This is a genomic window from Vibrio kagoshimensis (assembly GCF_050337535.1).
Taxonomy (GTDB): Bacteria; Pseudomonadota; Gammaproteobacteria; order Enterobacterales; family Vibrionaceae; genus Vibrio; species Vibrio gallaecicus.
On the sequence record NZ_JAKJSZ010000007.1, the window covers coordinates 60,647 to 73,790 of the forward strand.

The following is a 13,144-nucleotide window of genomic DNA, read 5'->3' on the forward strand; positions in this document are numbered from 1 at the left end:
CAGGCTCTTCGCCTCGATTAAGCCACTTCTTCAGTAAACTCTTCTTGCTCTGTCTTACCAATAAAGAACATGCAAATAATCGCGGCTACTGTTGGCATTAACCAGCCCATGCCAATTTCAAACAATGGCAGCATGCTGAATGCAGAAACATCAACACCTGCAATTTTAGCTGCATCAATCAAAGCAAACATCAAAGAAACTAGCAGAACTACGCGGTAAGCCACTTTGGTATTCGGTAATTTCTTACGAATGAAAGTTAACGCTACTAACGCGATAGCTACTGGATATAGAGCAAACAACACAGGAACTGAAAGCGAAATCAGTTGAGCTAAACCTACATTCGCAACAATCGCACAAGCTACACCATTAATGATGACCCATTTTTTGTAAGAGATAGGCGTCAATGAGCTAAAGCACTCAGAACAAGCTGAAATAAGACCAATTGCCGTTGTTAAACAAGCAAGCAATACGATTACAGATAATACAATTTGACCTGATGGACCAAATAGAGCTTGAACGTATTGGCTTAACACTATGCCACCGTTATCAGCGCCAGCAGCCACTACCGAACTTGTTGCTCCTAAATAGAATAGTGAAATGTAAACGAACGCTAAACCAGCCGCCGCGATACAACCTGCACTAATTAGGTATTTTGTTGTAGCAGCACGGTCCGTAATACCTTTATTGCGAATAGCATCCACAATTAGCATACCGAACATCAATGCTCCAAAGGTATCCATGGTGTTATAACCTTCAAGGAAACCTTTGGTTAACGGCTGAGTTAAGTACTCGCCTTGAGCCAATAAAATACTATCTTGCGGATTAATAAATACCGCAACCGCTAAAATGACAAGTCCAACAAATAGAACTGGCGTGAGTACCTTGCCAATGACGTCAATTAGCTTGCCTTGAGACCATGCGAAAAACATCGCAATAGCAAAAAAGGCAATAGAGAATATAGTCAGGTGCGCTTGAACGGCATCAATGAAGAACGGTTTCACCGCCATTTCATACGCAACTAAACCTGTACGCGGGGCAGCAAATGCAGGACCAATGATGATAAAAATCAACACAGCCATGATTGATGCAGCACGCTTAGGAAGATCTTGAGTTAAGTGCCCCCAAGTACCACCAGCAACAGCGATAGCAATAATGGTAATAAGAGGAAGTCCAACCGCTGTTAATAGGAAACCAAACATAGCTGGTAAATAGTGATCACCGGCTAATTGGCCAGCAAGAGGTGGGAAAATGATGTTACCCGCCCCCAAGAAAAACGCAAAAAGCATAAAGCCCAATGCCGTAATATCTGTTATTTTTAAACTCTGTTTCACAGATAATCCTTAATTTTATTTTTGAATTGATGTTGTGTTTGCACGAATTATTCTTCCGTGACTTATCATTACTATTTATGTGAGCTTCTACGCTAAAAACGTGCACTCAATCTATAAAATAGTCGCGCATAATGACGAAACACTCATCAAGCTGCAAGTCAGCACAAAAAAACACTATATTAATTTGCATTTATAACCAATAACTAGTGAATTACACTGCTTTATTAAAAATAGCTGAAACTATAAACCACACAAAGACCACAACAAGCCACCAACAAATAGAACATATAACCACACAAGTGATTAACATTAGAGGTAATCACTTAAATTATTTAAATAAATAGAATATTAGTGAAAAAGATCATGATTGAAACCAAGAGCTTCAATTTTAAACAGTTTTCCATTTTTGGAGGACAAAGTGGCATGCCAGTTAGCACTGATGGCGTTTTACTTGGAGCGTGGGCAAATTTTGCTAATAAAAATAGAATCATTGATATTGGGTCTGGCACAGGACTGCTTTCACTCATGATCGCACAGCGCTATGTATCAGCTTCGATTGATGCAGTTGATATAGACCGGCATGCAATTAAAGCCGCCACCATTAATATCAATAATTCTCCATGGAAAGAGCGAATCACCCTGCATCATGGTGATATTACTGCTTTGCCTTTTAACGAGAAGTTCGATGGCGTTATATGTAACCCTCCTTACTTCAATAGCGGAGAGCAGGCGAAAAATAGCCAACGCGCCACGGCAAGGCACACTCATACTCTTGCTCATAACGCCCTTATCGAGCATTGTTTTAATATCACGACAGAAGGCGCTAGCGCTTATTTCATTCTTCCTACTCCAGAAGGCGAAGTTTTCATTAATCTCGCAAACGCATCTGGATGGTCTGTTTCACGCAGGCTTGAAGTCAAAACAACAGAAAAAAAATCCCCTTCTCGCCTTCTTTTTGAACTAGTAAAAGATCCTAATAAATTAGTAATTACGGAGCGTGAACAACTCACAATTCATAGTAATGGCGGTTATAGCGATCCCTTTATTAAGCTGACTAAAGATTTTTATCTCAAGATGTAGCAAATACCATGTGATCCTAATCACTAATGCTTCTATAATGTCCGACTACTCTTTTTTATCTTCTGCCTAATGAGTGGCAGAAACCCTATTGCTTGTGGAGAAACAACAGTGATCAGAACCTTTGCAGAACTCGATCTAAACCAAGAGCTGCTAAAAGCAATCGACGAAATGGGCTATGAGCGCCCAACACAGATACAAGCTGAAGCGATCCCACAAGCGTTAGATGGAAAAGACGTTTTAGCTTCTGCACCAACAGGCACAGGTAAAACAGCCTCTTTCGTACTTCCAGCTCTACAGTACTTGCAAGACTTCCCTCGTAAGAAGGCTGGTCCAGCTCGTATGCTTATTCTTACGCCAACACGCGAACTAGCAATGCAAATTACTGAGCAAGCGCGTGAATTAGCAAAATATACCAGCTTGAATATCTTCACTATTACTGGTGGTGTGATGTACCAAGAGCACGCCGACATACTGAGCACGACTCAAGACATCGTTGTTGCAACACCTGGTCGTTTAATGGAATACATTGAAGGTGAGCGTTTCGATTGCCGCGCAATTGAATGGCTAATCCTAGATGAAGCCGACCGTATGCTAGACATGGGCTTTGGTCCTGTCGTTGATCGCTTATCTGCGGAATGTCGCTGGCGTAAACAAACCTTACTTTTCTCAGCAACTCTGGAAGGTAAAGGTATTGAAGGTTTCACTGAAGACCTTCTAAAAAACCCAGCAGAGATAAGTGCTCAACCTTCATTACGTGAGCGTAAGAAGATTACGCAGTGGTACCATCGTGCTGATACACCAGAACACAAACTGAACCTGCTTAAACATATTATTACTGAGCAAGCTGAACGTTCAATCGTGTTCCTAAAAACACGAGATCGCTTAGGTGATCTTCGAGCTCAACTTGAAAGCGCGAAAATCCCATGTGCATGGATCCAAGGTGAAATGCCTCAAGATCGCCGTAACAACGCGATAGCGCGTTTTCGTGATGGTTCTGTAAATGTACTATTGGCAACGGATGTAGCGGCTCGTGGTATCGACCTTCCTGACGTAAGCCACGTAATCAACTACGACATGCCACGCACTGCAGACGTTTACCTTCACCGTATTGGTCGTACCGCTCGCGCAGGTAAAAAAGGTAATGCTGTTTCAATTGTTGAAGCTCATGACCAACTGATGATCGAACGTGTGGCTCGCTACACTAAAGATGTCATCAAAGAACGTTTCATTGATGGCATGCGTCCAACACACAAAAAGCCAGCTGTAACGAAAAAGAAAAAGCCAAAGAAAGAAGATAAAAAAGCAGTAGCGAAACAAAAAATCGCGAAGAAAAAGAAAGCCGCTAAGAAAAAGTAATCATCTTACTGACTTACTTTTATAGCTGGCTAGCTTTACAAACCGACTAGCTTGAAAGACTGACTAAAAAGCCCCTTGTCGTTTATTACGACAAGGGGCTTTTTTATAACTGAAGCTTTAGGAATCTAACGAGTTTAATCGGTTATTTTTGCTCTTCGCGCTTAAACACTAATTCTTTAGCATTCGACTCTTCTTCAACAAAGTAATAACCCGCAGTATCAAACTTTGTTAATGCTTCAATCGAATCAATTTTATTCTCAATGATGTAACGAGCCATCATGCCTCGCGCTTTTTTAGCGTAGAAGCTGATCACCTTATATTGACCATTTTTGCAGTCTTTAAATACTGGCGTGATAATTTGCCCATCTAACGCCTTTGGCTTAACCGCTTTAAAGTATTCATTAGAAGCAAGGTTAACTAGCACATTATCACCTTGTGCGTTCAGTGCTTCATTAAGCTTATCTGTGATCAGGTTACCCCAGAATTGGTATAAGTTCGTACCACGCTCATTCGCTAAACGAGTACCCATTTCTAAACGGTAAGGTTGCATCAGATCTAACGGTTTTAGTAAACCATACAACCCTGAAAGCATGCGTAGGTGGCTTTGTGCGTAGTCAAAATCTTCGTCAGTTAGCGTTTCTGCATCTAGCCCTGTGTAGACATCCCCTTTAAAAGCAAGAATCGCTTGGCGTGCATTTTCTTGAGTGAAAGTTTCACTCCACTGCTCAAAGCGAGCAACATTCAAACCAGCAATTTTATCGCTCACTTTCATCAAAGCTGATACATCAGCAGGCGTCAACTTGCGGCACACTTCGATTAGCTCTGCTGAATGCTCAACAAACTCAGGCTGACTAAAGCGCTCAGTCGCCAGTGGTGACTCGTAATCTAATGTTTTTGCAGGGGAAACGACAACTAACATAACTTTGACCTTACTAATAAAGATAACTGTATGGCAGCTAGAGTATAGAAAAAATCACATTTTGTCTTTACGGCTGTTCCTATTACTTCAATAGGTTTACAGCAATCGGGTTTTGTAGAAAAAAAAAAAAGACCAAAGCATAAAGCCTTGGTCTTATTCATTTAGGAAACGTTAAGTAAAATAAACTTACTTCTTAGTGTTATCCCAAATACCATCTTCTAGTTGAGATTTAAGCTCAGGGAAGTCATTCGAATCGAATGTTGGTACTTTACCTTCGTCTAGTTGACGGTTGTAATCTTTCGCAAGCTTAATCACGATGCCAGAAAGCAGGATAATCGCTACCAAGTTGACAATTGCCATCAAGCCCATGGATACATCTGCAAGAGCCCATACCGTCGGCAATGTCGCAAGAGAACCGAACATAACCATACCTAGTACCACAATACGGAAAAGTACTAGACCTTTCTTATTGTTGTGCTCTAAGAAGATAAGGTTCGTTTCAGCGTACGAGTAGTTTGCAATGATTGAAGTGAAAGCGAAGAAGAAAATCGCTACCGCAACAAAGATGCCGCCCCACTCGCCAACTTGTGCTGTTAATGCACGTTGAGTTAGCTCGATACCTGTAACTTCACCGTGTGGCACATACTCACCAGACATCAGGATAATTGCTACAGTTGCAGAACAGATAACGATGGTATCCATGAACACGCCTAGCATTTGCACATAACCTTGTGATGCTGGGTGCGGCGGATAAGGAGTTGCCGATGCCGCAGCATTTGGCGCAGAACCCATACCAGCTTCGTTCGAGAACAAACCACGTTTAATACCGTTGATCATCGCTTGAGCAATTGCGTAACCTAAGCCACCAGCAGCAGCTTCTTGTAAGCCAAATGCACTCTTGAAGATAAGAGCCAGAACTTCAGGCACTTTCTCAATGTTCATTAACATTACGTAGATAGCGATAGCTAGATAAGCAAGAGCCATAATTGGAACGATGATTTCAGCAGTACGTGCAATCTTACGGATACCACCAAAGATAACGAATGCAGAAATCACAACAATACCAACACCAACATAGCTACGCTCAAGGTCAAATGCTGTATTCATTGCACTTGCAATTGCGTTTGCTTGTACTGCATTGAATACAAGACCGAATGCGATGATAAGGAAGATAGAGAATAGAACCCCCATCCAACGCATGCCTAAGCCTTTTTCCATGTAGTAAGCTGGACCACCACGGTAGTTGCCGTCGTTATCACGCGTTTTGTATAGCTGTGCTAGCGTACTTTCCGCAAATGATGTAGCCATACCCAGCATGGCAATTAGCCACATCCAGAAGATAGCACCAGGGCCACCAGCAGTAAGAGCAACAGCAACACCAGCCATATTACCTGTACCTACACGAGCAGCTAGGCTAGTACAAAGAGCTTGGAAAGAAGAGATACCAGCACTGTCTGCTTTACGGCTGTTCTTCAAAACAGAGAACATGTGGCCGAAATGGCGGAATTGAATGAAACCTAGTCGTACAGTGAAGTAAATACCAACACCAACAAGTAAGTAAACTAAAATAGATCCCCACAGGAGATCATTCATTAAATTAATTAAATCTGTCACGTGAACCTCGTAATTGAGTTTAAGCACTGATCTTGCATCCTAGCCCTCCTCTAAATTGCCTATGCCAGTGTCAATGTTGTGTCGGCATTAGTTTTTATATTATTGCTGCAATTTAGACTGTAAATGTCGCTTCATGCATCCATTTTACGTATCAGTGTATTTTTTGACGGGCGGATAATGCAGCGAGATGAAGCAAAAATCAATATGCACTAAAATGCATTTTAATGCGACATTTCACTATAAAACCACACATCATTAACACAAAAATCAACAACCCACCCCAATAGAAGTTACATTATCCAGACATCACATCAACAACTCCCAATGCCCCCTCAATAGAAGAATAGCGCTCCTTAAATGTACCGCAGAGCTAGGCTATATAAGGTATGGCTTACTTTTTCTTATTTTGATAGGCACATTGATCCACCATTAACTGATCAATAATATGCACTTAGGAGCATTGTGATTAAAATGCTATTCCCTTCGCACAATGAATTAACATTCTAAGCCAACGAATTTAATCGTTTACTTAAGTGCGTTTGCTTATTTTTTAACCGCACTTAGTTCGACAATATGTGAGCACACGTATAAAACACACACAAAACCTTCATATACATGAAACAAATGCGAAACAAATCAAAGTTAAGGTGAAGCTAAATGTGATACTTAATAGTTCGAAAAGACTCAACCACGGATGGAATATAGCTTATGGATAACTTTCAATTTGATGATATCGCAGAACTAGAAATGCCTAGACATACTCAAAAGAGCCGTGCAAAACCACTTAAACGTAAGTGGCGTGAGATAGAGGAAATCAATGACCGTAAACGCTTGCAAAAAGAACTCATGGATATGAATCTAGGCTTAGATTTTGGGATTGAAGATATAAAGCTATAAGAATGAATATATATTTAAGGATACATAAAGCCTTAAGAAACATTAGCTGAAGCTTTAGTTCGCTCAATTATTTTTAGTTCAAAAACTGAATTAAGAAAAAGGCACTTATTTAGTGCCTTTTTTGTTTCTATCCTGCTTCTTGAGTGCCGGTATTAATACAGCGTATAACTCAACTAGCCAGCGTTTTTAAACGCACTCTTCAGCATTCTGGCGAACTCTTGCCGCTAACTGTCTATATTGGTCTGCAATAGTATTGCCAAAAACAGGATCATCTTCAGGTTGAGCCCATTGCGACTCGACCATTTGCCAATCTTTCATAGTGAAGGTATCGACGATCATCGGCAGTATATGCCTTTCTTCTAGCTCTAAATGTGCCTTTTGTGCACTCACAAACCCTTCGAGCTGACTAATAAAGACCTGCTGAGGAACCACTGCATCTTGTAGGATCATCTCAACGACTAATAAAAACTCAGCCGTAATGTCAGACAAGCGTTTATGTTCCGACTCTAAGTTTTCAATATTTTGTGTTTCACCATAATGCTTTAAGTAATGGCGGTAAATAATGTCTTCTTTAGGGTGATGTACTTTTTCTGAATGGTTCAATAAATAGCTAACAATTTCAAAAACTAAACTGTAGTTTATTGTTTCACCCGCTTTCAACTGTGCTGTTTTGTTCCTCAAAATCACCAACAATTGCACCATGTAGCTATGCTCGCGTCTTATCCTTTCAATCATCATAGTATTGCACTCCATTACACCTACTATAAGTAAGTGTATATGAAGAGTAATGAATACGCTTTGACGCTGGTCGAAAAACAACCAAAGGTTTACTCTTCTGGCAGAGACCAATCAATAATAGGCTGATCACCTCCACTTAAGATTTGATTAACTTTAGAAAAGTGCTGACACCCAAAGAAGCCCCGACGAGCCGATAAAGGAGAAGGGTGAGGAGCAGTTAGTACATGGTGCTTTTCTGCATTAATAGCTTGCCCCTTCTTTTGAGCATGGGCTCCCCAAAGTAAAAATATGATAGGTTCTTCTCTCTCATTAAGGCGCTCAACAATGGCATCAGTAAAGATCTCCCACCCACATTTAGCATGAGAGTGGGCTTTCCCCTGCTCGACAGTCAGTACCGTATTGAGCATGAGAACCCCTTGAGAAGCCCAAGTATTTAAATACCCATGGGAAGGAACAACAAAACCATCAATATCTTGCTGCAGCTCTTTATACATATTACGTAGTGAAGGAGGAATCTTAACACCAGGTAATACAGAAAAAGCCAGCCCATGAGCCTGATCTGGACCATGATAAGGATCTTGCCCAATAATAACGACTTTCACATCTTTAAAAGGAGTCATTTCAAACGCACTAAATACATGCTCTTCAAGTGGAAAAATCACCTTACCTATATTTCGTTCATTTTCGACAAACGCGATCACTTCTTTAAAGTAATCTTTACTGCGCTCATCATCGATGATCGTTTCCCATGTATTCAACGAATTCATTTATTGCCTCTATCAACACGACTACTTGGATTATTTAGCTTTCGACACTAAATTTCTTAACTTCACACATTAAGAAGCTTTCAGAACTTTGCTTGCTTCTAAAATTTAATTGGTTCTAAAATTTGAGTGCTTCTTAAAATAGCGAAGGGGGCTAGTTATACCCCATTCCACTATTTATAAGAAATTGTGCTTAGAACAAATTATGTTGAGGACAAAGTGCTTTCAAGAGTCAGAGAGGTTTTCTAACCACTTTTTTGCTGCGTTCGATGATGACCATGATTGTGGTTATGGCGATTTGGAGCCGGGAGACGGCTAGCAGGTTGAATTTGAAGTTCTGGGGTATGTGATAAAGAATACATAAGGCACCCTCCTCTATTGATTAGTGTTCTACATATTCACTAAACACTATGAAAGAAAGGTGCCAACTTTTAGGCGCTTTTACCTACGCGCCCATATTATCTTTGTAATCTTTATGGAATTTTCTTAATTGCTGAATTTCAGAAATCCATAAAGATGGATCAATTGTTTCTAAAATCAATGGGATACCATCAAACCTTGGATCGCTTGCAATGTATTCAAAACAATCCCAACCGATTTCACCTTTACCCAACGAATGATGTCTATCAACCCTACTAGCAAATTCAGCTTTTGAATCATTGATGTGCATTGCTCTGAGGTAGTGCATACCAACGATACGATCAAACTCTGAAAAAGTATGTTCGCATGCCTCTTTAGTACGTAGGTCATATCCAGCGGTAAAGGTGTGACAGGTATCTAGGCACACCGCAACTCTTGATTTATCTTCTACCTGCTCAATAATTTCAGCCAAATGTTCAAATCTCCACCCAAGGTTACTGCCTTGACCAGAAGTATTCTCGATAACAGCAATTACATCAGGCACAGCTTGATGGGCAAGGTTTATCGACTCTGCGATTTTAGCTAAACACTCATTTTCAGAAATTTTCTTTAAATGACTCCCAGGATGAAAATTGAGAAGCTTCAAACCAAGTTGATTACATCGTTCCATTTCATCAATAAAGGCTGCACGAGACTTTTCTAACTTTTCTTCTTCTGGTGCTCCTAGGTTTATCAGGTAAGAATCGTGAGGAAGAATTTGATCGGCGCCAAACCCCAACATTTTGCAATTGGCTTTAAATGCGCTAATGGTCTTCTCTTCTAGAGGTTTTGCTGCCCATTGCCTTTGGTTTTTAGTAAACAGAGCGAAGGCATTAGCCCCAATTTCACGAGCTCTCATTGGCGCTTGGTCAACGCCACCGGCAGCAGAGACATGAGCCCCTATAAATTTTTGTTCATCAGATGATAATTTGCTTGTCATTAAATCACTTCACACTTTCAGAATACATGGTAAATGCTTGCTGTAATCTATGTCAGTTCAATAAAAATACAAATAATGTAGTAAATTTACAACAAACTGACTCGTTAAATATTCTTTATAATTTTAAATATTTTGTAATCATATTGTTTTCAAAGGTTTTATTGATTTATCTCAATAAAATTACCTTTTAAAAAATAAGGTTTTTGGTTGTTTTTTGACTTAAATCAATATCTAGATAACCCAAATTAGGTATATATTACCCAGCTCAATAAAAAACGAAAGTTAACACCATAATCAAACCACAACCTTAGTGGACTAGGAGATAGATATGATCCAAGGTATTCAAATTACTAAAGCAGCAAACGACGACCTACTTAACTCAATCTGGCTACTAGACAGCGAGAAGAACGAAGCTCGCTGTGTTGTTGCTTCTGCTGGTTACGAAGCAGATCAAGTTATTGCCGCTGCTGACCTAGGTGAATACGAAAGCCGTGAAGTTGCAATCGAGAGCGCACCACGTATCGAAGGTGGTCAACACCTAAACGTGAACGTTCTTAAGCGTGAAACATTAGAAGACGCAGTTGCACACCCAGAAAAATACCCACAGTTAACTATCCGTGTATCGGGTTACGCTGTTCGCTTCAACTCTTTAACTACTGAACAGCAACGTGATGTTATCGCACGTACGTTCACAGAGTCTCTATAATTTAGAACTCACCTCTTAAGCAATCGCTAAAGACCAAATACAAAAACGGCGCTCAATGAGCGCCGTTTCTTTATCTATTTTTTCCAACCTCTTACACAAAGAGGTCACAAGAACTAATGGCTTCCTAACGAAAGCCACTAAATTAAAACGATTCTATTTTTGTACTCGACGTAAAACCGTTTTAAGAGCATCAAAATCGTTCGCAAGGTTTTCTGATAAAAGATCCATTGCAGCATGCTTAGCAAGAGGCGCTGGTAAATCAATATCTGTACCTAAAATATCATCGACCACTTCTTTAAATTTAGCAGGGTGAGCAGTACATAAGAATAAACCTGTTTCACCGTCCTGAAGTTGCTCATCCAGTAGTCGGTAAGCAATAGCGCCATGAGGCTCACATAAGTAGCCTTGAGCTTGTAAATCACGTACCGACTCAGCACTTTGATCGTCAGAAACCTTTCCTTTGCCTAAAGTATCTAAACCCCAACCTTTTAACTGGCAAAGTTCTTCAATACGTGGCCAGTTGTTTGGCTGGCTAACATCCATTGCATTAGAAGTCGTTGCGACCGTTGGTTTAGGGTCCCATTTACCAGTTTCTAGGTAACGTGGAACCGTATCATTTTCATTAGTTGCAGCAATAAAGCGTTTAATTGGCAAGCCAAGTGCTTTTGCCAATAAGCCAGCAGTTAAGTTACCAAAGTTACCACTTGGTACAGAGATAACTAAATTCTCACGCTGTTCTTTTGTCAGCTGAGAAGCAGCTTCAAAGTAGTAGCAAATCTGAGCCATTAAACGACTGATATTGATAGAGTTAGCCGAGTTCAGACCAATTTCTTTACGAAGCTCAGCATCATCAAATGCTTGTTTAACCAATGACTGACAAGCATCAAAATCACCATCGATAGCAACGGTGTGGATGTTTCCGCCTAATGTACAAAACAGTTTTTCTTGCAGTGGGCTGATTTTTCCATTCGGATAAAGAATCACGACATTAATATCTTCCATACCATAGAAAGCATGGGCAACAGCAGCACCGGTATCACCAGATGTAGCAGTCAAAATAGTGATTTTTCCGCCATCAGACACAGCAGCTAAAGATTGCGCCATAAAACGGCCACCAAAATCTTTAAACGCTAATGTTGGACCATGGAAAAGCTCCAGAGCGTAAACGTCATCTTTAACTTGTTTGATTGGCGCTGGGAACTGAAATGCAGCATCAACCAGCTGGTTTACTTGCTCTGCAGGAAGTTCATCACCAATTAAGGCTGATAGAATTTTACTGCTGCGAGATACGAGATCTTCTTCAAGAAGCGCATCGATATCATCAAACTTAGGCAGTTCAGATGGGAAAAATAGACCTTGGTTACGACCTAGCCCTTGGCGAACGGCTTGACCAAAAGAGACTTGTTCATCATTTTCTTTTATGTTGTACAGCTTCATAGCTCACTTCCTGTAACGATCGAACCCTGTTTATCTAAACGACAAACGTGAACGAATCCTTCTTTATTTTGTACGTAATTTTGTTCTAACCAGCGTGCAACACGCTCAGCGACATCTTTATCTTTGCAAATGCTAAATAAGGTCGGACCGCTCCCTGATATTCCAGTAGCAAGCGCTCCAGCTGATAATGCAAATTTACGAGCATCAGCAAAACCTGGAAGCAGTTTCTCACGATACGGTTCTGCGATCACGTCTTTGATCATTTTAGCAGCAAGCTCTGGCTGACCAGAATGGCAAGCATGAATAAAACCAGCGAGGTTACGACCATGAGCAATGACATCTTGTCGGCGATATTGCGAAGGTAAGATCTCACGAGCTTCAGCCGTTGAAACGGTAATACCCGGATACGCCATTACCCAATACCACTCATCAAAACATGGTACTTCTTGGCTAATGATGCCCAACTCTTCCAGCATAAGCTGTAAACCACCGAGGTAACATGGAGCAACATTATCGTAGTGAATTCCACCCGAAATTTTGCCTTCCATTTCGCCCATCAGCGCGAGCAGTTCCATCTCATTCAATGGCTGAGCATGAAAACGATTGAGCGCATCAAGAGCTGCGACAATCGAGCAAGCACTTGAACCTAAACCAGAACCAATTGGCATATTTTTCTCAAGAGTCATTTCTAGTGGCTTCAGCTCAACGCCTTTTTTAGCCAACTCACGAGCAAATACAACCCAGCAATCGTAAACAATATTGTCTTTTGCTTCCGTCGGCAATTTAGCAACAAAACTGCCTGCTGTTTTAAGAGTAAATGGTTTACCACCAGCTTTAACCAATACTCGGTCACCTAATAGTGTGCCATCTATAGGTGAGACTGCGGCCCCCAGAACATCAAAGCCAACACTCACATTACCGATTGAAGCCGGTGCGTAGACCACCACATCCATATAACTTGAA

12 protein-coding genes are annotated in these 13,144 nt (G+C 40.8%); 4 read left to right on the plus strand and 8 right to left on the minus strand.

What is annotated here, in order from left to right; genetic code table 11:
- Positions 1–17 precede the first annotated feature (17 nt).
- Positions 18–1,331 (minus strand): branched-chain amino acid transport system II carrier protein, encoded by a 1,314-nt coding sequence (brnQ, locus tag L4C37_RS07850; RefSeq protein ID WP_137374536.1) that lies wholly within the window; start codon positions 1,329–1,331, stop codon positions 18–20.
- A 351-nt stretch (positions 1,332–1,682) separates the two neighbouring features.
- On the opposite strand from brnQ, the gene L4C37_RS07855 reads away from it, so the two are divergent.
- On the plus strand, positions 1,683–2,411 hold the full coding sequence (locus tag L4C37_RS07855) for a tRNA1(Val) (adenine(37)-N6)-methyltransferase (RefSeq protein ID WP_429768287.1): 729 nt from the start codon (positions 1,683–1,685) through the stop codon (positions 2,409–2,411).
- 108 nt (positions 2,412–2,519) lie between these two features.
- Positions 2,520–3,767 (plus strand): ATP-dependent RNA helicase SrmB, encoded by a 1,248-nt coding sequence (srmB, locus tag L4C37_RS07860; RefSeq protein ID WP_273294712.1) that lies wholly within the window; start codon positions 2,520–2,522, stop codon positions 3,765–3,767.
- A 142-nt stretch (positions 3,768–3,909) separates the two neighbouring features.
- Here the strand turns inward: srmB and yaaA are convergent, their stop codons facing one another.
- Positions 3,910–4,686 (minus strand): peroxide stress protein YaaA, encoded by a 777-nt coding sequence (yaaA, locus tag L4C37_RS07865; RefSeq protein ID WP_429768288.1) that lies wholly within the window; start codon positions 4,684–4,686, stop codon positions 3,910–3,912.
- Positions 4,687–4,872: 186 nt separating this feature from the next.
- Complete coding sequence (locus L4C37_RS07870) at positions 4,873–6,300, minus strand: alanine/glycine:cation symporter family protein (RefSeq protein ID WP_137374532.1); 1,428 nt, start codon at positions 6,298–6,300, stop codon at positions 4,873–4,875.
- A 708-nt stretch (positions 6,301–7,008) separates the two neighbouring features.
- On the opposite strand from L4C37_RS07870, the gene L4C37_RS07875 reads away from it, so the two are divergent.
- Positions 7,009–7,197, plus strand: a complete 189-nt coding sequence (locus L4C37_RS07875; RefSeq protein WP_137374531.1) for a DUF3545 family protein — start codon at positions 7,009–7,011, stop codon at positions 7,195–7,197.
- Positions 7,198–7,383: 186 nt separating this feature from the next.
- Here L4C37_RS07875 and L4C37_RS07880 read toward each other — a convergent pair whose 3' ends face one another.
- From L4C37_RS07880 to nfo, 3 genes are all read right to left on the minus strand, one after another.
- A complete protein-coding gene (locus L4C37_RS07880; RefSeq protein ID WP_429768289.1) occupies positions 7,384–7,935 on the minus strand; it encodes a hemerythrin domain-containing protein in 552 nt (183 codons plus the stop codon).
- Between the two features lie 89 nt (positions 7,936–8,024).
- Complete coding sequence (ung, locus tag L4C37_RS07885) at positions 8,025–8,702, minus strand: uracil-DNA glycosylase (RefSeq protein WP_429768290.1); 678 nt, start codon at positions 8,700–8,702, stop codon at positions 8,025–8,027.
- Between the two features lie 442 nt (positions 8,703–9,144).
- The gene (gene nfo, locus L4C37_RS07890) at positions 9,145–10,038 is read right to left on the minus strand and encodes a deoxyribonuclease IV (protein WP_372264479.1); all 894 of its coding nucleotides are present in this window, start codon (positions 10,036–10,038) and stop codon (positions 9,145–9,147) included.
- Between the two features lie 328 nt (positions 10,039–10,366).
- Between nfo and grcA the strand changes: the two genes are divergently transcribed.
- Positions 10,367–10,744, plus strand: coding sequence for an autonomous glycyl radical cofactor GrcA (grcA, locus tag L4C37_RS07895; protein WP_137374527.1), 378 nt, complete (start codon positions 10,367–10,369; stop codon positions 10,742–10,744).
- A gap of 153 nt (positions 10,745–10,897) precedes the next feature.
- On the opposite strand, the gene thrC is transcribed toward grcA, so the two are convergent.
- Together thrC and thrB are read right to left on the minus strand one after the other, a co-directional pair.
- Positions 10,898–12,181, minus strand: coding sequence for a threonine synthase (gene thrC, locus L4C37_RS07900; protein ID WP_429768291.1), 1,284 nt, complete (start codon positions 12,179–12,181; stop codon positions 10,898–10,900).
- Complete coding sequence (gene thrB, locus L4C37_RS07905) at positions 12,178–13,134, minus strand: homoserine kinase (protein ID WP_429768357.1); 957 nt, start codon at positions 13,132–13,134, stop codon at positions 12,178–12,180. The genes thrC and thrB overlap by 4 nt, the downstream gene beginning before the upstream one ends.
- Between the last annotated feature and the right edge of the window lie 10 nt (positions 13,135–13,144).